This window comes from Pseudoalteromonas sp. S16_S37, assembly GCF_014694405.1.
GTDB lineage: Bacteria > Pseudomonadota > Gammaproteobacteria > Enterobacterales > Alteromonadaceae > Pseudoalteromonas.
This window is the reverse complement of the sequence record NZ_JAAUWV010000014.1, coordinates 48,142-71,478: the sequence shown is the minus strand read 5'-3', so window position 1 is coordinate 71,478 and position 23,337 is coordinate 48,142. Positions and strand designations below refer to the sequence as shown.

Annotated in this window: 19 protein-coding genes and 1 riboswitch; of the genes, 12 read left to right on the top strand and 7 right to left on the bottom strand. The window is 43.4% G+C overall.

Going from position 1 to position 23,337, the window contains the following annotated elements; all coding sequences use genetic code 11:
• The first annotated feature begins 245 nt into the window (after positions 1-245).
• Positions 246-938, top strand: coding sequence for a hypothetical protein (locus tag HC733_RS09020; RefSeq protein ID WP_190364721.1), 693 nt, complete (start codon positions 246-248; stop codon positions 936-938).
• Positions 939-956: 18 nt separating this feature from the next.
• Positions 957-1,196, top strand: coding sequence for a hypothetical protein (locus HC733_RS09015; protein ID WP_190364720.1), 240 nt, complete (start codon positions 957-959; stop codon positions 1,194-1,196).
• 79 nt (positions 1,197-1,275) lie between these two features.
• Here the strand turns inward: HC733_RS09015 and HC733_RS09010 are convergent, their stop codons facing one another.
• Genes HC733_RS09010 through dapA form a run of 4 tightly spaced genes read right to left on the bottom strand, consistent with a single transcriptional unit; the run spans position 1,276 to position 5,236 of the window.
• Complete coding sequence (locus HC733_RS09010) at positions 1,276-2,388, bottom strand: succinylglutamate desuccinylase/aspartoacylase family protein (RefSeq protein ID WP_190364732.1); 1,113 nt, start codon at positions 2,386-2,388, stop codon at positions 1,276-1,278.
• Between the two features lie 7 nt (positions 2,389-2,395).
• On the bottom strand, positions 2,396-3,601 hold the full coding sequence (locus tag HC733_RS09005; RefSeq protein WP_190364719.1) for a PLP-dependent decarboxylase: 1,206 nt from the start codon (positions 3,599-3,601) through the stop codon (positions 2,396-2,398).
• A complete protein-coding gene (locus HC733_RS09000; RefSeq protein WP_190364718.1) occupies positions 3,601-4,341 on the bottom strand; it encodes a 2,3,4,5-tetrahydropyridine-2,6-dicarboxylate N-succinyltransferase in 741 nt (246 codons plus the stop codon). Before HC733_RS09000 ends, HC733_RS09005 begins: the two co-directional genes overlap by 1 nt.
• Before the next feature lie 10 nt (positions 4,342-4,351).
• The gene (gene dapA / locus HC733_RS08995; protein ID WP_190364717.1) at positions 4,352-5,236 is read right to left on the bottom strand and encodes a 4-hydroxy-tetrahydrodipicolinate synthase; all 885 of its coding nucleotides are present in this window, start codon (positions 5,234-5,236) and stop codon (positions 4,352-4,354) included.
• 113 nt (positions 5,237-5,349) lie between these two features.
• A riboswitch (Lysine riboswitch) is annotated at positions 5,350-5,550 on the bottom strand.
• A gap of 138 nt (positions 5,551-5,688) precedes the next feature.
• Here dapA and HC733_RS08990 point away from each other — a divergent pair.
• Complete coding sequence (locus HC733_RS08990) at positions 5,689-7,425, top strand: response regulator (protein WP_190364716.1); 1,737 nt, start codon at positions 5,689-5,691, stop codon at positions 7,423-7,425.
• 53 nt (positions 7,426-7,478) lie between these two features.
• Here HC733_RS08990 and HC733_RS08985 read toward each other — a convergent pair whose 3' ends face one another.
• A complete protein-coding gene (locus HC733_RS08985) occupies positions 7,479-8,363 on the bottom strand; it encodes a TraB/GumN family protein (protein WP_190364715.1) in 885 nt (294 codons plus the stop codon).
• Between the two features lie 514 nt (positions 8,364-8,877).
• On the opposite strand from HC733_RS08985, the gene ilvG reads away from it, so the two are divergent.
• From ilvG to can, 8 genes are all read left to right on the top strand, one after another.
• A complete protein-coding gene (ilvG, locus tag HC733_RS08980) occupies positions 8,878-10,527 on the top strand; it encodes an acetolactate synthase 2 catalytic subunit (RefSeq protein ID WP_190364714.1) in 1,650 nt (549 codons plus the stop codon).
• Positions 10,524-10,766, top strand: coding sequence for an acetolactate synthase 2 small subunit (gene ilvM, locus HC733_RS08975; RefSeq protein ID WP_171626196.1), 243 nt, complete (start codon positions 10,524-10,526; stop codon positions 10,764-10,766). The genes ilvG and ilvM overlap by 4 nt, the downstream gene beginning before the upstream one ends.
• Before the next feature lie 39 nt (positions 10,767-10,805).
• Positions 10,806-11,729, top strand: a complete 924-nt coding sequence (locus HC733_RS08970) for a branched-chain amino acid transaminase (RefSeq protein ID WP_190364713.1) — start codon at positions 10,806-10,808, stop codon at positions 11,727-11,729.
• A gap of 95 nt (positions 11,730-11,824) precedes the next feature.
• Positions 11,825-13,681, top strand: a complete 1,857-nt coding sequence (ilvD, locus tag HC733_RS08965) for a dihydroxy-acid dehydratase (protein WP_190364712.1) — start codon at positions 11,825-11,827, stop codon at positions 13,679-13,681.
• A gap of 2 nt (positions 13,682-13,683) precedes the next feature.
• Positions 13,684-15,225 (top strand): threonine ammonia-lyase, biosynthetic, encoded by a 1,542-nt coding sequence (gene ilvA / locus HC733_RS08960; protein WP_190364711.1) that lies wholly within the window; start codon positions 13,684-13,686, stop codon positions 15,223-15,225.
• Positions 15,226-15,283: 58 nt separating this feature from the next.
• Positions 15,284-16,375 carry an ABC transporter substrate-binding protein gene (locus HC733_RS08955; RefSeq protein WP_190364710.1) on the top strand — a complete coding sequence of 364 codons (1,092 nt, stop codon included), beginning with the start codon at positions 15,284-15,286 and terminating at the stop codon, positions 16,373-16,375.
• Positions 16,376-16,408: 33 nt separating this feature from the next.
• Complete coding sequence (locus tag HC733_RS08950; RefSeq protein WP_190364709.1) at positions 16,409-17,587, top strand: methyltransferase; 1,179 nt, start codon at positions 16,409-16,411, stop codon at positions 17,585-17,587.
• Positions 17,588-17,597: 10 nt separating this feature from the next.
• Positions 17,598-18,251, top strand: coding sequence for a carbonate dehydratase (gene can / locus HC733_RS08945; RefSeq protein WP_190364708.1), 654 nt, complete (start codon positions 17,598-17,600; stop codon positions 18,249-18,251).
• 6 nt (positions 18,252-18,257) lie between these two features.
• Here the strand turns inward: can and ubiK are convergent, their stop codons facing one another.
• Positions 18,258-18,521 (bottom strand): ubiquinone biosynthesis accessory factor UbiK, encoded by a 264-nt coding sequence (ubiK, locus tag HC733_RS08940; protein WP_190364707.1) that lies wholly within the window; start codon positions 18,519-18,521, stop codon positions 18,258-18,260.
• A 118-nt stretch (positions 18,522-18,639) separates the two neighbouring features.
• On the opposite strand from ubiK, the gene rep reads away from it, so the two are divergent.
• Entirely contained in the window at positions 18,640-20,655 is a 2,016-nt protein-coding gene (rep, locus tag HC733_RS08935) for a DNA helicase Rep (protein WP_190364706.1), read from the top strand.
• Here the strand turns inward: rep and HC733_RS08930 are convergent.
• Positions 20,644-23,217, bottom strand: a complete 2,574-nt coding sequence (locus HC733_RS08930; protein WP_190364705.1) for a diguanylate cyclase domain-containing protein — start codon at positions 23,215-23,217, stop codon at positions 20,644-20,646. The genes rep and HC733_RS08930 overlap by 12 nt on opposite strands.
• Positions 23,218-23,337 lie beyond the last annotated feature (120 nt).

Here is a 23,337-nt window from a genome sequence, read left to right as displayed (position 1 = left end):
TTTAATTTTGTTGACTTTTTATTTTTTAATGTTGATTATTCTTTGCATCACCAATGATGGTGAGTATTTATGGATAAATAATAAAACGAAAGAAAATGAACATTATACAAAAGGTTTTGTTTGTTAGTGCCATATCATGGCTAACCCTATTTGCTAGTAGTGTAAAAGCAGACCATTATCTCACTTGTAACACGTGTACTACAGCGTCTTCCATGCAGCAAAAAGCAGCACAAAAAGTACGGACTATGACAGAAGGTTCTGGTATTAGTTCCTCTCACACTATTCACATCGCAACTTTTGCGAAAGGTTTTGTTAAGTCTTTTAGCGTAACCTCAAGGCCTGAACTTGGCCAAGGAGGTGAACTTGAAACGGTTGTGGTAGCTAGGCTGGCAATAACGCCTGCGCATATACAGGAAAGTGTTAACTCGGGGTATGCAATATTGAATCGCTACGCATTTGGCGTACCTATACAAGTTCCTGATAGCAGTGGGTTTAATACAGCGTGGGATCTGGCTAGAAATTATAGTAATCATGATCGATTTGATGATTGGTTTTTGGATGCTCACCCCATCACATATACACTTTCACAATTTACGTCAATTGTTGGTGGTATGTTTGTAGGAGGTTTAAATGGCTTAGAAGTCAAGTTTGTATTTCCTGATGGTACGAGTTTGATCATGATAGCTTCATCTACGGGTAGTAACTCACTTAGGTTTAGTTATAAAGAAAGATCGTCTCGCGACGCAAATGGTAACCTTATTCCGGCTAGTGGAAAAACTGTTTCAGGTGATTATTCGTTTACAACTGATCAGGGTCTACAGGATTTTATCAACATACTGGCGCAACATGGTATACAAGTTACGGTGATACATGGTTCCGGCTGGATGGGCGAAGGCAGAGGCGGTACAGTTACAATTGTACCCTTCTCTCCACGTTAAGACTTTAATGGTGATATTATGGATATGAATATATTTGAAATGGCGCGCAATGGAGAAATCTCAGTATTGCTACTGGTTGCGATTTTATCGGTGATTATTTCACTGCCGATACAGCTATTCATTGCCAAGCTAAAAGGGTTTAGATTGGCACCTGCGCTGATCAGCGGTTGTATCCCTATACTTAATTTGCATACTATGCTGGGCTATATTTTGATGGCGATTTTTTATAGAAAGTCACAAAAAGAGTCTGACGCGTAAAAAGGCTGGCGGCATATGCCGCCATACCTTAGTAAGCTTGCCAAAGCCCGCTTACTCTCACGCAATAAAATGGGACCAACTAGAGTTCAAAATAGTTGGTAAAAAATTTGTAGAGTTCCGTGCCTTGATTCACTGATGCCGAGGCAAAATGCAAAATCGTTATCGCATTTTGGTCAAATGTTAAGGCTTGTAAGGGATGCTCGCTTAGGTAACGTTCCATCCTCAAAATATGGGCAATGGTGTCACCTGCTTCTATGTGGCCACCCAATGGCGCAACGTATTCAACCATACCTCCCATAGGAGCGTAGTATGCAATGCAATCATCTAGCATGCATGCGTAGCGAACCATCGAAAGAGGCTTAAATGCTGAGTCTATCAATGCATTCTTGTAAGTGAGGTAACTCAAAATGCTATTGGCATCGTGTTTTGCTTCAGCTAAGTCAATTTTTTCCTGTGATCCAAGCTCGACGGTAAAGGCTTCAACCAGTACGGGTATATCACGACCTTGTTGTTTAAATGCTTCACTGAGCGACCACCACGGACAAAAACTCGCTTCATCTAACGCACCACCAAAAGCATTGGGGATCAAAAGCACATGAGGAATATCAAAATAGCTCGCACTGGTTTTTGCATATTCTGGGCAATACAAATGCTTTGCAGAAATAGGGCCAGTGTGGAGGTCTAACACAATATCAGCCTCGTGTGCCAAACGCTGTAAGTTCAGTGCGATACGTTTGCCTGTATCAATACTATATGCGGGGGCATCTAACATAGTCTGAGTTTGCTCTAGCAGTAACGCTCTAAATGCGCTTTTTATTTCATCTAGTGAACTCTCACTATGCTGAGCTACGAATTCATTCACAAGTGCCGTATGGTTATGATACATACGGTTCCAGTTGGTGCCTGTAATCGGGTCGAATCGGCCCAAAGTGAACTCGCCTGATTTTTGGTTACAGCCAATCGGGTTGGCATAGGGGACGAGCGTAATATCGCTTGCCAGCGTTTGCTGTTTAAGCGTTTCGAGTAGCTGATAAATAACTGCGTTACCCTGTACTTCTGCACCGTGCATATTGGCTTGAATATATACTTTGGGCCCGTTGCCGTTGCCTTTTATACGATACACAGGAATGCTCAGCGGTAAGCCATTGGCGATTTCGCCCACTTGGATATTTTCTTGGCTAATTTGATTCATCATTTAGTTATCTCAAATAGTCACTGGCCGCTTGTGATGGCCGAATACACTTTACTTGGCCTTGCTCTATCACATATTCGGCAGGTAATTCGTGGCATAAAAAATATGGCATGCTTTCGGTGAAGCCGTAAGCACCGCATTGGCTGAATACCAGCCAGTCGTTTTCATTAATATCACTCGCTAAAGCGTGACGGCCTAAATGGTCCAACGCGGTACACAATGGGCCATATAAAAGGTAGCAACTTTGCTTGGCATTTGACTCGCGCAATAGCGTACATGGGAATGCTTGATTGGTGACTGCGGGGCGTAAAATATGGTTAATGCCGCCCGCCACAATCAGTTGCTGCTCGCCATAGTTTTGTTTTTGCTCCACTACAGGGTTGATGTAATGACCACATTCCCCTACGGCAAAGCGGCCTAATTCCATCCATAACTCTTCAACACCTGATGATGCTTTGATGGTAGCAAGCGCATCGATTAACTGTGGCCATGCAAGTGCATGTTCTTCTGTTGTATAAGGAATACCTAAGCCGCCCCCTAAATCTAAAATACGTAATTTAAAACCAAGGGTTTGCGCCAATTGCGACAGTGGTGGCACCATTTGTGACCAAAGAGAAGCGAGCTTTTCGGAGCTGAGCATATTACCCCATTGGAAAATATGCAGACCGACAAAATCTAGGGCACTAAATGAAGTAATATCAAGAGATTGCCACTGTGCCGTGCCCAGGCCAAACGGTGTTAAGCTGTCACCACCCAGTGGGTTTTTCTCGCCTTCTGGCCAGCGTAATTGCACGCGCAGTAAAACACGTAACTGAATATTATGGTCGCTGGCAGCTTGGTTGAGCCAAGCCACTTGATTGTGACTTTCTGCCACAAAGGTGCGAACCCCTTGTGACAAAAAGTGTTGGATCTGCCTTTTTGATTTGGCAGGTCCGGTGTTGAGCACGCGTGAAGGGCAAACACCTTGAGCTAAAACTTGGTTTAACTCACCGGAACTTGCCACATCAAAATCAAACCCAGCTTTATCTAACGTTTGCACTATTTTTGACAATGGGTTGGCCTTTACGGCGTACCATAACTTCACTACCGATTGCTCTGTAAGTGGTTTTAGGTGTGCCAATAGCGCATCTAAGTCGTAAATAAAAAACGGTGTTTGCTCGGTTTGGATGATACTTTCAATCACCTGACGATGGGCGGTGCTCAAAAAGGGCATTAGCGTAATACCTCTTCCAACTCAAGTGACGCATCGCTTTTTTCATCACGGTATTTAACGATAAGCGCACACGACATGCTTAAACCTTGTTCGCGTCCCCAGGCACTTGAAGATGGGCGAGAACCTGGGATCACGATGGCGTTTTCAGGGATGGCTTCACCTTTGTCGAGCACTCGTTCATTTACGCAATCATACACTGGAATAGTTGCTGATAAGCGCACGCCCGGTGCCAATACAGCGCCTTTTTTAACTACTACACCTTCCACTATCACACAGCCTGCGCCAATAAACGCGTCATCTTCAATAACCACAGGGCTTGCACCGATCGGTTCCAACACACCACCTAGCTGTACTGCTGCACTCAAATGCACATTTTTGCCTACTTGTGCACAAGACCCAACAAGTGCATGGCTATCCACCATGGTGCCTTCGTCGATAAATGCGCCAATGTTAACGTAGGCTGGTGGCATAATAATGGTGCCCGCGGCAACATGAGCGCCACGACGAACACTTGAACCACCCGGTACCATACGCACGCCAGCATTGGCGGCAAAGCCTTGTGGTGCTAAGTTATGCTTATCAACAAAGCCGCCTGGAAATTCGGTGTTTGTACCGTTTTTGAAGGCTTCTAAAATACCTTGCTTTACTTCCACATTGGCGTGCCAATTTCCGCTCTCGTCTTGTGTTGCAGCGCGAACACTGCCGTTTTCCAAATTGTTTAATAGCTCTAGCCAGCTCATAATGATTGCCTTAGTTCCAAGATAAAATTGAGTCGTTTGCGTTGTTCAGTGCTTGGCTGCATGGCAGCTCAAGATGCGTCAAAGGAGGGCGTAGATTTGGCGTGGCCAGTTTACCTTGCTCATGCATCAGCACTTTAACAGGAATAGGATTTGCCACCGAGAACAAGCTGTTAACAGCTTCAGTCCATGGTGCAAAAAGGTTAGGAAAAGTACCCGCTAACGAGCGGCGCACAAATTCTGCGGTCTGCTCTGGCCAAGCATTCGCAGCAACGGAAACCAGACCTGCTGCACCTGCTTGGGCAAAGTAAGGCATTAAAGCGTCATCTCCGCTGTAAATAGCGACATTGGGTGCTGCTCGGCGAAAAGCTTCAAAGGTGGCAATATCACCACTGGCTTCTTTTACGGCCCAAAGGTTTCTGCGATGTTGCAAATTTTCAAGTACTTGGGGGCTGATGGCAACGGCGCTTCTGCCTGGTACGTTGTAAATCATGCAGGGGCGGGCTGTTGCGCTGAGCAGGGCGTCAAACCATTGAGTTTGCCCAACAATACCGGGTTTAGCATAAAGTGGTGAGCCGAGTAAGTACGCGTCAATAGGTAAGGTGTCGCAAAACGCCAGCCATTCAAGTTGCTCTGCAAGGTTAAAGCCGCCGACAGCGACCATGATTGGTACTGACACAGAGAGCGCACAGACGTACTCTACGATAGCGCGTTGCTCACTCTGTGCAAGAGCAAGCCCTTCACCTGTACTACCTAAAATCAATAGGCCATTGTTGGCACTTTGCTGCTCAATGACCAGCGCTTTTAGCGTGTCAAAGTCAATATTACCTTGCTCGTCAAAAGGCGTTACTAAAGCCGTCCATAACGGATAGTTGGATAAATCTAATTGTGATTTCATCTCTACCGAACTTATATCGTGTTCGGAGTTTAGGAGGGAGTCCAAACTTCGAACAGTTAAAATTCGAAGAGCAATGGACTTAAAAATGATAAGGCAACGGGCCTTATTATTCTAAGACCAGAAGCTCTCCACCAAAATTATGCGTTTTTAATAGTAAAAACACTTGGTGACAGTCGCTGGGATTCAGCCCAGTCGCCCGAAATCAGTGTCTAGCAAACAACAAAGACTTCTCGGCGTTAATTCCCCTCATTGCGTTTCACTGGGGTTTGCTCCCCTCAACACAACTACCTGAATAACGCACCTCTTCCAGCCCTAGGTCAAGGCACTGCCTTGACCTCAAAATAGGGTGAGCGCGCATTGAAACATTTTAGCCGTCTGGGTGTCAAGTGACTAAATCCCATTCAATGTAAATTACGCTACACTTTGAAAGCGAAAAGAAGGCAAGAGAATCTATGTTAAAAATAATCAAAGCTATTCGAGCGCGATATATTTTGGCGCTCTTGGCGATGGCGCTGTTGGTTTCTATGGCAGCAGGTTTGATGCAAGTTTTATTGTATGAAAAACAGCAAGATGCAGAAATAGTCAATGTGGCTGGTATGCAACGTATGTTATCGCAAAAGGTGCTACTTCTGACGCATCGGTTAACTCGAGTCGATGCGTCATCAGACTCTCTTGTTGGTGTTTACAATCAATTACACGCAACCATAGATCTGTTTTCGCAAAACCATGAATTTTTGATTCAGTTGCAAACTAAACAACAAGTTTTTTCTGAAAAACTGTATGACTGGTATTTTTCTGCACCGACAAAGCTTGATCAGCGCAGTCGTCAATTCGTTGAACGTGCGCGTAATATTCAATTGAAAGACCAAAACGAACTCAATGAGTTGTATCTTATTTCACAAGCGCTTTTGGCTGATCTTGATCATGCAGTATCGCTTTTTGAAGAGCATGCAAATAAGGGGGTAGAACGTTTAAGATATGTCGAAATCGCCATTTGGTTTTTGGCCATGGTGCTGCTGTTGCTAGAAGCGAAATTTATATTTCGCCCGATGGAAAAGCAAGTTCAAGGTGGTATCGATGAACTTAAGCGGGAAAAGAAAAAAACAGAGCAGGCGCTGAATATGAAATCGCGGTTTTTGGCGCGTGCGAGTCATGAGCTCAGAACACCACTGCAATCCATTTTAGGATATCTTGATTTATATAAAAAAGAGCGGCAAACCTATCAATTAGATCAAGCAATAACATCGGTTAAGCAGTTAAATATTTTGATTAACGAGATGCATGACTTTAGTCGCTGGTCTAATGAGAAAATTAAAATTCAAAATAGTTATGCCAAATTGAGTGATACCCTCGAAACAGTCATTGCCCCTTACCGATTGACGGCCCAGAAAAAGGGCCTTTCGCTAGTCATGCAGTTATCTCACAGTGATGATCAATTACTATTATGTGACCATCAGCATTTGGCATGGATTTGCTCACAATTAGTTGATAATGCGATTAAATTTAATGATAAGGGAGAAGTATCACTGATTGTTAATTTACAGTGCACAGACTCGCAACCTTATCTGGAGGTACAAGTCATAGATCAAGGTTATGGGTTTAGTAAAGAGCAACTAGCGTCATTGGAGTTACATGAAGAAACCAATAACCACTTTCAAGGTATGCAGCTAGGTCTGGCACGCTGCCAATGGTTGGTTGGTGCTTTGTCTGGAGAAATGAGGTTCTTAAACACGCAACAAGGCGGTGCTTGCGTTCAGTTTAGTATTCCGGTCACGATAGCCAAATCAGAGACTGCTGAGCAGCAGCGCAGCGCCAATGGCAAAACGGCTTTGTTAGTGGAGGATAATAAAATTAATGCCGTTGTTCTTTGTAAACAATTAGATAACTTAGGGTTTAAGGTGCTACATGTTCATCATGGCAAAGAAGCCGTAGATGTTCTAGCCGTCCAGTCTTTTGATGTTATTTTTATGGATTTAAACATGCCGTACATGGATGGGTATGAAACAATAGATTATATTCGCACTCAACTTCACCTTGATACTATCATCATCGTTATAACGGCCAATGATGAGCATAAAGACTTAGCAAAAGCCATCGCGCTTGGTGCAGATGAACACCTTATCAAACCGCTTCAACAACAATCGCTTATCAAAATACTAGAAGACATCGGGATGTTAACTGCGACATAGAAAAAGATTGCCCACAGATTAAGTATAATCAATCACCGAGCACATCTACCTTATTAGTTTATTTTTGTCACTTTGAAGCCAGCTTGTTGCAATAGGTTAATTAAGCCATATTGCTCTGGCAAATGTAGCGCGCCCACTGCTATGAAGGTAGGCTGCTTTGTGAGCAACTCTGTTAAAGTTTCCAGCCATTGTTTGTTACGGTTAATCAACATGACTTGCTCTGAGAATTTCCCGTATTCTGAGTCATCAAAGCTGAGCTTATAGTACTGCGACAGCTTGTTCATATCGCCTTTTTTCCATGCATTGACCAAGTCCACAAAATAGAAATCAATGTCGTTTAAATGCTTAAAAGTCTCCTCTAGCATGGCATTATTTTGTTGTTCAAGTGCGCTTAGCATTGTTAATTGCTGCTGTAAGGTTTCTAAACCAACCACTCTTTTATTAAGATTTTTTGAGTAAGCAAGTACTTGCTTATCAATCCCGAATTGTTCACTAAAGCCTAATTTTTGATACTCTAGTTGCAACAGCGTGACCATTACGGCCCAAGGTCGGTGCTGGTGAAAATGTGAGATATCAATGCCAGCTTTGGAAAAGTAATTTTTTAACTGTTGATAGTTGTTAGAGCTTACCATATTTGCGAGTGTGCTGCCGTTTGGCAATATCATATACGATGAGGAAATTTCCTGTATTTTACGTTGAGAAAGTGCTTCAAGATTTACTTCTACAACCACCAGCTCACTGCTATCAATTGCTTGTAGAACGTCTTGAGATAATTGGTTCATATCAGTGGTGCCGACATGAACGGTGCCGAATAAATAAGACTTAATAGCATTTTTTTCAATTTGAAATAACGCGGGGTTAGCATTAACCAGCTGGCTAAATAGCAAAAAAGTAAATACAAAACCGATAAAACAGACCCTGAGTAGCAATGAAAACATATGCATCCTTAAAATTTAGCGATAAACCTATTTTAAGCACATAAGTTAACAATTCATAAAAAAATCATGAGTCTTTTTATGAAATTAGCTCTGTTGTAAAACAGACTTTTACAATTAGCATTCAGATAATTTATTCTTTACGTGAAAAATAAATCTAAATAACGTGTATTTTTTGGATTTTATTATCAAAATAAAACTTTTTACATTGCTATAAAGCATAATATTTATGGTTGACTTAAAAGTGTACTCGGGTTACTAATAGAAAAAGGAACAGGCAAGACACTTAGAAACCTCGCCTGTAGTAAAAATTTATTTGGTGATACAAAGAATGCTAAACACAGCACTTACTCTAGTCGTGATTATCAACGTGGTGATTATTATTACCGCGGGGGTTGTCTAGTGCTGTAAGAAAAGTATTAGCAAAAGCCCCCCGCACTGAAAAGTTCGGGGGGCTTTTTCGTTTTAGGGCAAAATTTAATTAACAATCAGCAAGCAATTGGCAATGGGGATGACAATGACAGGCGCACAACTTTTAATAGATTTATTAGCCAAGCATGGCGTTAAAGAGGTATTCGGCTATCCTGGTGGCGCGATTATGCCTATTTACGACGCTTTGTACGGCGCGCCGGTAAAACATTACCTAACACGACACGAGCAAGGTGCTGGATTTGCTGCGGTTGGGTATGCACGCAGTACAGGTAAGTTAGGAGTATGCTTTGCCACCTCAGGACCCGGCGCAACTAATCTTATCACTGCACTTGCTGATGCGATGATGGACTCAGTACCACTGCTGGCTATCACGGGGCAAGTGCCAACAGCAGCAATAGGCTCTGATGCGTTTCAAGAGGTTGACGTACTTGGCATGTCTTTGTCATGTACTAAGCACAGCTACATGGTTGAACGCGCTGAAGATTTAGCTGAAATATTACAAGAAGCAATGCATTTAGCCCAATCGGGAAGACCCGGCCCTGTATTAGTTGATATTCCAAAAGACATCCAATTGGCCCAAGTGCCATTTCACCCATGGCTAGCACAAGATGAAGCGCAGCTTAAAGTATCACCAAGCGAAGTTCAAAAAGCAGACGCGTTACTTTCACAAGCAGAGCGCCCTGTCGCATATATCGGCGGTGGCGTACAAAATGCCGATGCACAGGCAGAGTTAATGCAGTTTTTGCACAAAACTCATATGCCAGCGGTTTCCACATTAAAAGCATTGGGGAGTGTTTTGCCTGAATACGAATACGACTTGGGTATGCTTGGTATGCACGGTGGTCAAGCTGCCAACATCGCTGTGCAAGAGTGTGATTTATTGGTTTGTATAGGTGCACGTTTTGATGACCGAGTGACTGGCAACTTGGCCAAGTTTGCCTCCAAAGCAGATGTTATTCATTTGGATATAGACCCAGCAGAGGTCGGTAAACGCAAACCAGCGCAAGCGTCATTGATTGCAGACTTAAAGCATTCTATTCCACAGTTAAGTTGTTTTGTAACTGATAGTGAATGGTTAGACACCATAAAAGAGCTAAAGCTAAAACATGCGTGGCGTTATGACTATCCAGGAGAGCGTGTATTTGCGCCTTACTTACTTAATCAACTTAGTCAAAAAATGCCCAACACAGGAGTCGTTTGTTGTGATGTTGGCCAGCATCAAATGTGGGTTGCACAACATATGAAATTTACCCATCCATCCAATCACTTAAGCAGTGGTGGTGCGGGTACCATGGGATTCGGTTTACCTGCCGCGATAGGGGCGCAAATCGCTCGCCCAGATGACATGGTAGTGACGGTGTCTGGTGATGGCTCAATTATGATGAATATCCAAGAACTGGCAACAATACGCCGCAATAACCTACCAGTAAAAATCGTTATTTTAGATAACCAGCGCTTGGGTATGGTTCGCCAGTGGCAACAGCTATTTTTTGATGGTCGCTACAGTGAAACAGATTTATCAGATAACCCTGACTTTGTTGCATTGGCTGCGGTATTTGGGATCCCAGGGCAAACCATCACGCATGCAAATGAAGTTGATGCAGCAATTGATGCGCTGATCTCCAGCGAAGGGCCTTACATAGTGCATGCATGTATAGATGATAAAGAAAACGTATGGCCTCTGGTTCCGCCAGGTGCTGCAAATGATGAGATGATGACGGAGAACGTCCAATGAAACACCAATTAACGGTTGCAGTAAAAAACCAAGCCATTGCGGTAGAACGCTTTTTGCGTGTGGCTCGCCACCGCGGTTTTCGTCTTACCCATTTAGAATTAGAAGGAAAAGATGGACTGTTTCAAGTCAAAATGACGGTTGACAGTGACAAACCCATCTATCTATTAACGTCACAACTGAGTAAGCTTGTAGAGGTGCAGCAAGTAAATTTGCACACACTACAGCAACAGGCAATTTAAATAATTTATTTTAGAAAAGAATAATCAAGGTACTACATAATGACAAAAACATCGGAATTAATTTGGCATAACGGCGAGATGATCCCTTATGAGCAAGCAACAACACACATTTTGAGCCATGCAATACACTATGGGAGCTCAGTGTTTGAGGGTATTCGAGCATATGATACGCCAAAAGGTCCGGCGATTTTCCGTCTCAAGGATCACATCAGACGTCTTTATGACTCAGCTAAAATCTACCGCTTAGAGATCCCATTCACCGAAGACGAGTTAATGCAAGCATGTAAAGATGCAGTAAAAGCGAATGGTTTTACTAACGCTTATTTACGTCCTTTTGCATTTTTGGGAAATGTAGGTCTAGGTGTTCATCCTAAATCTCATAAAGCCGATGTGAGTGTTGCAGCGATGGAATGGGGCACTTACTTGGGCGATGGTAGTTTAGAAGCCGGTGTTGATGCATGTATTTCATCATGGACGCGACTAGCACCAAATACCATGCCTACAGGGGCAAAAGCAGGCGGTAACTACTTATCATCACAGCTTATTACCGCAGAAGCGAGACGTCATGGCTATGTTGAAGGTATCGCTTTAGACGTCAACGGTTACCTAAGTGAAGGTGCAGGTGAAAACCTCTTCGTTATCAAAAATGGGGTGTTGTTTACACCGCCAACCACCGCGTGCATTTTACCTGGTCTAACGCGTGATACCATCATGAAACTTGCGCGTGAGCGTGGCTATGAAGTGCGTGAAGAGGCGATTGCTCGCGAAGCGCTTTATCTAGCCGATGAGTTCTTTATGACCGGTACCGCGGCAGAAGTTACGCCAGTACGCAGTGTTGACCAAATTCAAATTGGTGATGGGAAACGTGGAGCTATCACAGCAGAATTACAGCAGGCTTACTTTGATTTAGTAAAAGGCCAAAGCGAAGATAGCAATGGCTGGCTAGACTATATCAACGAGTAATAAAAATTGACTGGGTCATCATCAGGTGACCCATTTTTTGGGAATGAGGAAAGCCGCTGCCATCTGAGGCATCGCATAATTAAAGGGTAAAAACCATGGCTAAATTAAGAAGCAAAACCACCACTGAAGGTAGACAACGTGCAGGCGCTCGCGCTCTTTGGCGTGCAACGGGCATGACTGATAGTGACTTTGAAAAACCAATTATTGCCGTGGTTAATTCATATACCCAGTTTGTACCAGGTCATGTGCATTTAAATCAGCTCAGTGATTTAATGGCCCAGACCATTCGCGATGCAGGTGGCGTACCTAGAGAGTTTAATACCATTGCCATTGATGATGGTATCGCTATGGGCCATGGCGGTATGCTTTACTCTTTACCTTCCAGAGACTTGATTGCCGATTCGGTTGAATACATGGTTAATGCTCATTGTGCGGACGCCATGGTTTGTATTTCAAACTGCGACAAGATCACCCCAGGAATGCTACTGGCGGCATTGCGTTTGAACATTCCTGTTATCTTTGTCTCAGGTGGTCCAATGGAAGCGGGTAAAACTCGTTTGGCCGATATAGAGATCAAACTTGATTTGGTTGATGCCATGGTTAAGGGCGCCGATCCGAGTGTGAGTGACGAAGACTCAGAGCAAGTTGAGCGCTCAGCTTGTCCAACCTGTGGCTCATGTTCAGGTATGTTTACCGCCAATTCAATGAACTGCTTGCTAGAAGCATTGGGCCTCGCATTACCAGGTAATGGCACTACCTTAGCCACTCATAAAGACAGGCAGCAGCTCTATGAAGCAGCAGGTAAACGTATTTTGGCACTATGTGATGAGTACTACCGCAAAGACAACGATGCCGTATTACCAAGAAACATTGCCAACCAAGCCGCGTTTACTAATGCGATGACGTTAGACATAGCGATGGGGGGTTCTTCAAATACCGTTCTGCATTTATTAGCTGCAGCACAAGAAGGTGGCGTTGATTTTGATATGGATGATATAGATCGCCTATCCCGCAATACCCCATTTTTGTGCAAAGTCGCACCGGCCACGCAGCAATACCATATAGAAGATGTGCATCGCGCAGGCGGCATAATGGGTTTATTGAATGAGCTGGCAAAAGGTGATCGACTTGATTTAACTGTTGGGCATGTTGCCGGTGGCACTCTTGGCGAAGTTATCACTCGCTGGGATGCCACAGACAGTAACAATAGCAAAGCGCAAACCTTCTATCGTGCGGGTCCTGCTGGCATTCGAACCACCAAAGCCATGAGCCAAGAGTGCCGTTGGGATGAACTGGATTTAGACCGTGAAAATGGCTGTATTCGTAGTATTGAACATGCATTTAGACAAGATGGTGGTCTTGCTGTGCTGTCTGGTAACTTAACGCCAGATGGTTGTATTGTGAAAAGTGCAGGTGTTGTTGATGAAATGCTTAACTTCACGGGTCCTGCGGTCGTATTCGAATCACAAGACGACGCCGTGGATGGTATTTTAAATGGCCGAGTGAAAAAGGGCGATGTGGTTGTTATCCGCTACGAAGGTCCAAAAGGCGGGCCTGGCATGCAAGAAATGCTTTACCCAACCAGCTACCTCAAATCAATGGGCTTAGATAAAGACTGTGCGCTATTAACCGATGGTCGCTTCTCTGGTGGTACATCAGGACTGTCAATTGGTCATGCATCACCAGAAGCCGCCAGTGGTGGAGCATTAGCGTTGGTGGAAGATGGTGATTTAATACAAATTGATATTCCGAATCGCGGCATTCATTTATTACTAGATAACGCGCAAATGGCTGAACGTAGAGCTAAACAAGATGCTCGTGGCAAAGATGCCTATAAGCCGCTAGACCGCCAGCGTGTTGTATCACCTGCATTAAAGGCTTATGCACTGTTGGCTACCAGTGCCGATAAAGGCGCGGTGCGTGATTTAGCCAAACTAGAGGAGCTTAGCTAGCCATGGTATCGCAAGAGCTAGATTATTTTCGAGCTATCATTCAAGCGGATGTGTCGCCTTTAGCCAAAATCACCGAAGTAAGTGAAATGAAAGGCTTATCTGAGCGTCTTGGGCAACATGTTTGGCTTAAGCGCGAAGATCAGCAGCCCGTATATTCATTCAAATTACGTGGTGCTTATAATAAGTTGCGACAGCTACCAGAAGGCAGTTTAGTGATCACGGCTTCTGCAGGTAATCATGCTCAAGGTGTTGCGCTGAGCGCAGCTCACCTAGGGCATCGAGCCATCATCGTGATGCCAGTAACAACGCCGGAAATTAAAGTAAGCTCGGTGCGTAATTTAGGTGGTGAAGTGGTATTGCATGGTCACAACTTTGATGCCGCTAAGGCACATGCATTTGAGTTGACAGAGCAGTACGGTGCGGTGTTCGTCCCGCCATTTGATGATAAAGATGTCATCATTGGGCAAGGCACTGTAGCGCGAGAACTAATGCAGCAATTGCATGATTTAGATGCGGTGTTTATCCCAGTGGGAGGCGGTGGGTTATTAGCGGGCATGGCGGTGTATATCAAATCACTTAGACCCGATATTCAAATCATAGGTGTTGAAGCACAAGAAAGCGCCTGTTTAAAAGCAGCGATGGAAGCCGGTGAGCCTGTTGAACTGGCGCAAGTCGGTGGCTTTGCTGACGGCGTTGCCGTAAAAATTATTGGCAGTGAAACCTTTCGACTGGCGCAGAAATTCTGCGATCAAGTAGTTACGGTAAGTAGTGACGAGATCTGTGCGGCTGTGCAGGATATATTTGTTGAGACACGAGCTATCGCAGAACCCTCAGGTGCTTTGTCATTAGCTGGTTTAAAAAAATGGAGCCAGCAGGGTAAACGTGCCGGTCTTCATTTAGCCGCAGTGTTATCTGGCGCCAATCTTAATTTTGATAGGCTTCGTTATATCGCTGAACGCACAGCACTGGGCGCAAAAAATGAAGCCTTATTTGGGGTCACAATTGAGGAAGAAAAAGGCAGCTTTAAGCGCTTTTGCCAATCACTCGGTGGCCGAGCTATTACCGAATTTAATTACCGCTATGCAGGTGAAGGCGACGCACAAATTTTTGTTGGTGTAGGGCTTCGTGGTGGGCAAATTGAGCTAGATGAGCTTAAGAGTCAACTATATAAGAATGGCTATGCATTTGAAGATTTTTCAGATAATGAATTGGCCAAATTGCACTTGCGTTACATGGTAGGTGGCAAGCCACCTGTTGCGATTCAAGAGCGGTTATTCCGCTTTGAATTCCCTGAGTACCCAGGGGCATTGGCAAGGTTTTTAGATACGCTCGGTAGTGAGTGGAATATTACCTTATTTCATTATCGTAATCATGGGGCTGCCGAGGGTAATGTATTGGCCGCATTTGATGTACCAAGCCATGATCACGCGCTATTTGATAGTCACTTATCTAAATTAGGCTATAACTTTACTGAAGAAACATATAACCCTTGTTTTGCTCAGTACTTACAAAAATCGATAACACAGCAAAGAAAAGCAGGTTAGTTTGCATTTAATACCTGCTTTTCTATAGTTATGACTAGGCTCTCATAACAAGGCAAGGATGAGTATGCGCGGTTTAGCGTATATCGTGGTACTGTTAATTAGCTGCTATAGCAGTGCTCAAGAAAATGTCGTACTGCAACTGAAATGGCTTCATCAGTTTCAGTTCGCGGGCTATTACATGGCCAAAGAAAAAGGTTTTTACGAGCAAGCTGGGTTGAATGTTACTATTTTGCCCGCTGATCCAAGTAGCCCAGATACCCAATTCAAAGTCCTTGCAGGACAAGCCCATTTTGGGGTTACACATTCAGCGATTTTACAATCTCGTATGCAAGGAAAGCCGTTAGTTGCACTAGCGGCAATTCTTCAGTCCTCACCATATTGCTGGATGGTCAAAGAAAACTCGCAAATATATGCACCTCAAGACTTTAAAGGTAAACGCATCAGTTATTTGGGCAAGGCTGAAAATGCTGAGCTGATGGTGATGCTAAAGCAAGCAGGGGTGGATATAACACAATTGCCGCTTTATTCAGGTTTATATCCGATAGATGATTTTAAAAAAGGCTTGTTCGATGCACTGCAGGTGTATGTAACCAATGAACCGTTCGAAATGCGCCAAGCTGGTGTAGCAACACGGCAAATATGCCCTAAACAATATGGTGTGAATGTGTATGGGGACATTTTATTTACCAGTGAAAATCTCATAGAGCAAAAACCGCTGATGGTTGAGAAATTTCGCCAAGCGAGCCTTAAAGGATGGCGTTACGCAATGCTAAATATGAATGAAAGCATTGATGTGATCAGAACAAAATATAATCCTGACAAGAGTAAAGAGCAGCTCGCATATGAAGCCGATACCTTACGACCATTTGTTACACAAGCAGGGATCTCTATTGGTAACATGTCGGAAACTCGTTGGCGTTGGATAGCTCAACTTTATGGTTATGCGCAAGATACACAACAAAACCAGCTCGACAACTTTGTTTATCATCCACAAAATGTCAAAGAGTCTTACCAATGGTCGTGGATGTTAGTTGCAGCGTCTCTTTTAACTTTTTTATGTATTCCTCTATACCTACATTTGATTTTTTCTCGCCATTTGAAGTATCGCATCACGCACGCAACACAAGGTGATAAAAAAGGAGTAGAATGATGCTTTGATTTTGTTTGTTGTATACCCTTAACCATGCAGTTACTGACCAGATTCAACCATCTCGACAATTTACTCTATGAAACTAAAGCGTTTTGGCAGTTAGTTGCTTTTGAAAAGAGAGCGCTGCCATGGGATAGTCAGTTAAGCGAATGGCTGATGTCACTCAGTGACGAACAAGTTACGCAATTGGACAACGATCAGCACCAGCTGCAACATGCATTAAGTCAGTTCATCCCACAGCTTAGTGATCTCAACACTTTACTGGCATTGCCTTATCAAAAACAAGACAACGAGTCTTTGCCATTTTGGTTAAGTAACGGTATTAAAGGCCGTAAACTACTACAGCTACAAGATTTTGTTAATCATGTTGATGAGCGTCAGCTGCCAGTACTTGAGTGGTGTGCTGGCAAAGGGCATTTGGGGCGCATTCTTGCCTTTCATGGTGCGCCACATGTGCATAGTATCGAGTTACAGCAATCACTGTGCGAGCAAGGTCAACACAGTGCAAAACAGCAAGGCTTAGCAATGCGCTTTAGTTGTGCCGATGTACTCAAAGATGACACTTACAATTACTTCGCAGCAAAACAGCATGCGGTTGCACTACACGCATGTGGTCGATTACATCAGGTATTTATGGCACAAGCGGTGCAAGCAGGTTGTGAAAAAATAACGCTATCTCCATGTTGTTATCACTTATTTACAGATAATAACTATCAAGCCATGAGTGATGCGGCTCGGCATAGTAAGCTGGCTTTAACCCACAGTGATATGAAGCTGGCGCTACAAGAAACGGTAACAGCCCCAGGAAGAGTCGCTTTAGTGCGTCAAAAGGAAGTGACTTGGCGTTTAGGGTTTGATGCCTTGCGTCGAGATGTGACAGGGGTAAATAGTTATGTCAGTGTACCTTCGGTAAATAAAGCTATTTTCTCGGAGTCTTTTGAGCAATTTTGCCGCTGGGCCGCTGAGCAAAAAGGGATCGAACTCCCTGCCAAATGTGATTATGATATGTACTTAGTCCAAGGACAGGTTCGTAAGAAAGTAACAGATAGAATAGAGCTGGTGCGTCATGCGTTTAGACGGGCAATTGAGATCTGGTTGGTCCTCGATAGGGCTTTATATTTGCAAGCATCTGGGTATGATGTTGTTCTTAGGGAATTTTGTGATAAACAGCTAACGCCGAGGAACATACTGATCCAAGCGAAGGCCAAATAGAGGAAGACAGATGTGCTCGCTAGATCATCTTTTAAGTAATAACCAACAATGGGCAAAGCGCACCCGACAAAGAGACCCGGAATTTTTTAAGAAGTTATCAGGTCAACAAAACCCTGACTATTTATGGATTGGCTGCTCGGATTCTCGTGTTCCTGCCAATGAAATAGTAGACCTCATGCCTGGTGAGCTATTTGTGCATCGCAATGTGGCTAACGTGGTCGTGCATACAGATCATAATTGCTTGTCTGTAATGCAGTACGCTGTAGAAGTGCTCAAAGTGGAGCACATCATGGTCGTTGGCCATTACGGCTGTGGTGGGGTGCAAGCTGTGTTGGATGAAGCACGATTCGGTTTAATCGATAATTGGCTGCGCCATGTGGCTGATGTGAAAGAAAAGCATCAAGCGCTACTAACGGCGATAGAGCAGCGTAAACGTTATGCAGCTTTGTGTGAGTTGAATGTTATTGATCAGGTGCGTAATGTTTGCCTAACCAACGTAGTTCAAGATGCTTGGGAGCGCAATCAAGAGCTGACTATTCACGGTTGGGTGTATGGACTAGAAGATGGCTTGCTACATGAAGTGCAGGCGCAAATGTCACTGCCCGAGCATATCAATGCTGGATACACTCAAGCAGTTGAACAAGTAGCAAAACGTTACTTATAGTAAAGCTTATTCAGTATCGTCTGTTTGCTCTAGTTTAGCTTCTAGAGCTGCAACTTTTGCTTCTAATTCGGTTAGCTTTTCACGGGTTCGAATAAGTACTTTACTTTGAATATCAAACTCTTCACGGCTCACAAAGTCCATTTCAGACAGTTTGTTTTGAATTACTTGCTTGGTCTTTGCTTCAAATGTATCTGCTAAATTTTTCACGCCTTGCGGCATATTATTCGATATTTGCTTGGCGATTTCTTCAATTTTTGCTGGGTTAATCATTTCAGATCCCTTATTTGAATGTGCTTGTCATCATATTAGCAAATGCTTTGTCTAGCGCCTAGGCGCACACAGAGCTTTGCGGTAAAATAGTGGTTTGGTAATTCAACTGGCGTAATGAATGAAACTCAACCCCAAACAAGACGAAGCAGTTAAATATATTAGTGGTCCATGTTTAGTCCTCGCGGGTGCAGGTTCGGGCAAAACACGTGTAATTACTAATAAAATTGCCTATCTAGTACAAAAATGTGAGTACCAAGCTAAGAATATTGCTGCGGTGACGTTTACCAATAAAGCGGCAAAGGAAATGCGCGAACGTGTATCACAGACATTGGGTAAGCAAGAGTCTAAAGGGTTGTGGGTCTCGACATTTCATACTTTGGGTCTCGAAATTATCAAAAAAGAGCTCAAAACACTCGGCTATAAAGCCAACTTTTCGTTATTAGACGACCAAGATACGAATCAATTGCTCAGTGAGTTAACCGAAAAAGAGTTGGAAAAAGATAAAGACTTACTTAACCTGCTGAAGATGCAGATCGGTAACTGGAAGAATGAACTAATTCTACCTCAGCAAGCCATAGCACAAGCCCGAGAGCCACAAAAAGCCTTATTTGCGCAACTATATGCGCGTTATCAAACGCAGCTTAGAGCCTATAATGCCTTTGATTTTGATGATTTGATCATGGTTCCCACGTTGCTCTTATCTCAAAGCGCAGAAGTCAGAGAGCGTTGGCAAGCGCGTTTTCGTTATTTGCTGGTGGATGAGTATCAAGATACCAACACCAGTCAGTACCAGTTGGTTAAATTACTGGTTGGCGAGCGGGCGCGTTTCACTGTAGTTGGTGATGATGACCAATCGATTTATTCTTGGCGTGGTGCTAAGCCACAAAACTTGGTTTTACTGTCTAAAGACTTTCCTGGGCTGCGCCTGATCAAACTAGAACAAAATTATCGCAGCTGTAGGCGCATTCTAAAAGCCGCGAACATTCTCATCGCGAATAACCCACATGAGTTTGATAAACAGCTATTTAGTGAGCTGGAAAACGGTGAACCGATCCGTGTGATCGCAACCCGTGACGAAGAGCATGAAGCCGAACGCGTGGTGGCTGAGATCATCTCTCATAAATTTATGAAACGCACCAGTTATCGCGACTACGCAATTTTATATCGTGGTAATCACCAAGCCAGAGTGTTTGAAAAATCACTGATGAGTAACCGTATTCCCTATAAGATCAGTGGTGGTATGTCATTTTTCTCCCGCAGTGAAATCAAAGATATCATGGCGTATCTGCGACTATTGGTAAACCAAGATGATGACAATGCATTTTTACGTATTGTGAACACCCCAAGACGCGAGATAGGCCCAGTCACACTTGAGAAGCTGGGTAGTTTGGCCAATGAAAAGCATATCAGCTTATTTGCAGCGTGTTTTGATCCGCAATTGGCTGAACGCTTAGCAGGTCGTGGGTTAAATGCACTCATGGGTTTTGCTCGTTGGGTTGTTGAACTGTCGGATAGAGCCTCGCGTGGTGATACATTAGAGGCGGTAAAAGATATGGTGCGCGAAACGCATTATGAAGCCTATCTATATGAGTCGTCGCCAAGTGCAAAAGCCGCTGAAATGCGTATGAAAAATGTCTCTGAGCTATATCGTTGGATAACGGATATGCTTACCGGAGATGCGGATCACCCTGCTATGACCTTGCCTGAAGTGGTGAGCAAGTTAACACTCAGAGATATGCTCGAGCGCAATGAAGAAGAGGATGACTCTGACGCGGTGCAGTTGTTAACTTTGCATGCATCGAAAGGCCTTGAGTATCCACATGTATTTATGGTGGGCATGGAAGAAGGGTTTCTGCCACATCAAACTAGTATCGATGAGGATAACGTTGAAGAAGAGCGACGTCTTGCCTATGTAGGCATTACTCGTGCTCAGCAAACGCTGACCTTAACGCATGCTAAAAATCGCCGCCAGTTTGGTGAAGTGGCAACCCCTGAAATAAGCCGTTTTGTACAAGAGCTACCACAAGATGATCTAAGCTACGAGGGTCAGAAAAAGACCATTGCGTCACAATCGGAACGAATGGAAAAAGGTCAAGCTAGGGTAGCTAACTTACGCGCCATGCTAAAACGATAATGTTTCTTGATTGATGCCCTGCAGCTTTCTGGAGGAAAGCTCGGGCTCATGACCAATGGTATGTTGTTTGCCAAAAAACAATTTAAGACCGTGGTTTTCCAACAGTCCTCTAAAGTTCAAAATAGCTGGCCCTTTTGCAATGACTTGGGTGCGCTTGAGCTTGGTGACCGCCAGTATGCCTTGTAACTGTAAGTCATAACTTTGCTGTTGTAATACGCGTTTACTAAATGTTGAACTTAACAGCACATATCTAAAATCAAACTGTGTTAACAAAGCTAAGTCGCAACGGTCTTTAGCAAAATCATTAAGCCCAATTAATTCTCCCATACTGCTGAGGCTTTTCAAGTTTTCCAGCTGTTGGCTGGATGCATGGCGTAATTCGTTTTCATCAAATAACAAGCATAATTGGTGTTTGGCACTTTTCAGCAGTTGGCAAAGTGGTAAGAATGCTTGATGGTCAAGCACGCTGAGTGAACAGCAAAATAATAAATCTTGAGATTGTGTATTACCAATTTGAATAACTTGCTGTATGAGTTGAAGTTCGATTTCTAGTTGCTCAGCTCTTTCGGCGGCAAATTTTTTCAGAATATCAAAACTGGTGCTACCTAACACAGGATGTTCACCAAAAGCATCTAGTAAACTGATATTGCTTGGTTTATCTGCCATAGATATCACTTCAGTACGTCTGAAATGGGTGGGTAAAGCGCCTAAGTGGTGATGTTCTATATGCTTGTTACTGCCTGTACCCGCAGTTAGTAAGGGGTGATAAAACTCATAGCGACCTCTACCTGCGTTCTTAGCGTAGTACATTGCTGCATCAGCATCACGAATAATCTCATCTATATTGTTGTAGCGTTTATTGCTGTAAGTAATGCCAATACTTGCGCCACTTTGCACACAGGTTCCTTTCATGCAAAAGGGCTGTTGCATTACACGGATAATGCGTTTAGCTACGTCTTCCGCTTGCTGCTTATCACTCAAGTGATCAAGCAAAATAACAAATTCATCACCAGCTAAGCGTGCTAATAGGTCATGATCTCGTATGCAGTCCGAGAAGGCTTTGCTGACCCAAATTAAGAATTGATCCCCTGCTTGGTGCCCTAATTCATCATTAATCGTTTTGAATTTATCCAAATCGATAAACAACACCGCAAAATGATGTTCAGGATGTCGCTGATACTTGTGTAATGTTTTTTCTAATTGAGTAAGGAACAAGCTTCGATTTGGTAAGCTCGTTAAAGGGTCATGATGAGCGTCATGATACAGCTGTTGTTCAATTTTCTTACGCTCTTCTATTTGCATTTGTAAGTGTAAATTGGTCTGCTGAAGCGCTTTGGTTTTTTCTGCAACGCGATGTTCAAGCTCTTGGTGACTGGTTTTTAGCGCTTGATTGGCTAGATGAGTTTGCAAAACCGATGCAATTTGGTTGGACACAAATGAAATAAGCTCTACATCATCATAATCAAACTCATATTTATGGTCATAGGCTTGGCAGGCTATTAGCCCAATCACACCATTGGCTGTTTTTAGCGGCGCACCCATCCAGCTGGTCGCTAATTGAATTTTGCTATAATCTTTTGCCCGTTCAACTGTGCCATCTGCAATGAGCGCTTTAGCACGTTCGGTATCTATTAATTGGCTTTGTTCGGTGCGTATCACTAACTCACTATAACCTTTAGCAAAAGGTCGGGGTTTATATTGCGTTACCTCATCGACACTATAAGGAAAGCTTAACCAACCGGCATGTTTGTCATATAAGGCAATATACAAATTATCGGCAAAAGTAATTGAACGTATTATGTGGTGAACTTGCTTGTAGACATCATCAATATTATTGAACTGAGTTGCCAGTTCAGAAATTTTAAACAGTATCTGTTGGCGCTCTAGCGCTCTTTTACGATGTTCAATTTCTTTATTGAGTGCTTCATTACTTTGCATTAAAGCGCGTGTACGTATTTTTACTTCCGACTCAAGTAACTCACGCTTTTTCACTCTCTCTATTGCTGTCGCTAGATACAGAGACATAACTTCCAGCAGTTCGATTTGCTGTTCGCTATAACTTTGCTGGGCTTGATAGCTTTGCGAAACCATGACACCAATGATTTTATTATCTCGATATATAGGTACGCCAACCCAATGCTCTGCCTGACTACCTAGTGCTTTAAAAACCCCATTTTTGGTCTGTTCAAGCATTGTTTCTTTGGTCAGGTAAACGGTTCTACCTGTGCGAAAGACATAACCCGTCACGCCTTCAGAGAAATGGCTTTTTTCATTGAGAGGTACTGCGATGCCATCTTTTTCGTCTACAAAATAAGAAAGTTCTAGTGCTTGAGTGTATTGGTTTTGTAAGACAACGTAAAAGCTACGGCTAGGAAGATATTGTACTAAGATGTCGTGAATGGCAGGATAAAGCAAAGTCAGTTCCGCAACCGTACTTGCGCGCTCTGATAGTAAGATCAGTGCGTGGTGTAAGTGGTTGTTTTGCTTGTACTTTTTTAGTAGAAACTTGAGTCTTTTATTATTGCGCTCAAGCTTACGAAGCAAAGTAGCGGGATCTTCCAATGATTCAACCCATAGTTATTATTATTTGCTCAATTATTATTCGTATATTTTCACTTTTATCGATTAGGGTCAAGTGCAATATGAAAGGCCGCAGTTGAGGTTTTTTAATACTCTGGAATA

Bases quoted from the DNA above. Each gene is read 5' to 3' on its own strand.
- HC733_RS08985 (WP_190364715.1), bottom strand. From the start codon at position 8,363: ATGTTTTCATTGCTACTCAGGGTCTGTTTTATCGGTTTTGTATTTACT.
- HC733_RS09005 (WP_190364719.1), bottom strand. From the start codon at position 3,601: ATGCCCTTTTTGAGCACCGCCCATCGTCAGGTGATTGAAAGTATCATC.
- HC733_RS08970 (WP_190364713.1), top strand. From the start codon at position 10,806: ATGACAAAAACATCGGAATTAATTTGGCATAACGGCGAGATGATCCCT.
- HC733_RS08990 (WP_190364716.1), top strand. From the start codon at position 5,689: ATGTTAAAAATAATCAAAGCTATTCGAGCGCGATATATTTTGGCGCTC.
- ilvG (WP_190364714.1), top strand. From the start codon at position 8,878: ATGACAGGCGCACAACTTTTAATAGATTTATTAGCCAAGCATGGCGTT.
- dapA (WP_190364717.1), bottom strand. From the start codon at position 5,236: ATGAAATCACAATTAGATTTATCCAACTATCCGTTATGGACGGCTTTA.
- ilvA (WP_190364711.1), top strand. From the start codon at position 13,684: ATGGTATCGCAAGAGCTAGATTATTTTCGAGCTATCATTCAAGCGGAT.
- HC733_RS09020 (WP_190364721.1), top strand. From the start codon at position 246: ATGACAGAAGGTTCTGGTATTAGTTCCTCTCACACTATTCACATCGCA.
- HC733_RS08950 (WP_190364709.1), top strand. From the start codon at position 16,409: ATGCAGTTACTGACCAGATTCAACCATCTCGACAATTTACTCTATGAA.
- HC733_RS09015 (WP_190364720.1), top strand. From the start codon at position 957: ATGGATATGAATATATTTGAAATGGCGCGCAATGGAGAAATCTCAGTA.
- ilvM (WP_171626196.1), top strand. From the start codon at position 10,524: ATGAAACACCAATTAACGGTTGCAGTAAAAAACCAAGCCATTGCGGTA.
- ubiK (WP_190364707.1), bottom strand. From the start codon at position 18,521: ATGATTAACCCAGCAAAAATTGAAGAAATCGCCAAGCAAATATCGAAT.
- HC733_RS08955 (WP_190364710.1), top strand. From the start codon at position 15,284: ATGAGTATGCGCGGTTTAGCGTATATCGTGGTACTGTTAATTAGCTGC.
- HC733_RS09010 (WP_190364732.1), bottom strand. From the start codon at position 2,388: ATGAATCAAATTAGCCAAGAAAATATCCAAGTGGGCGAAATCGCCAAT.
- ilvD (WP_190364712.1), top strand. From the start codon at position 11,825: ATGGCTAAATTAAGAAGCAAAACCACCACTGAAGGTAGACAACGTGCA.
- can (WP_190364708.1), top strand. From the start codon at position 17,598: ATGTGCTCGCTAGATCATCTTTTAAGTAATAACCAACAATGGGCAAAG.
- rep (WP_190364706.1), top strand. From the start codon at position 18,640: ATGAAACTCAACCCCAAACAAGACGAAGCAGTTAAATATATTAGTGGT.
- HC733_RS09000 (WP_190364718.1), bottom strand. From the start codon at position 4,341: ATGAGCTGGCTAGAGCTATTAAACAATTTGGAAAACGGCAGTGTTCGC.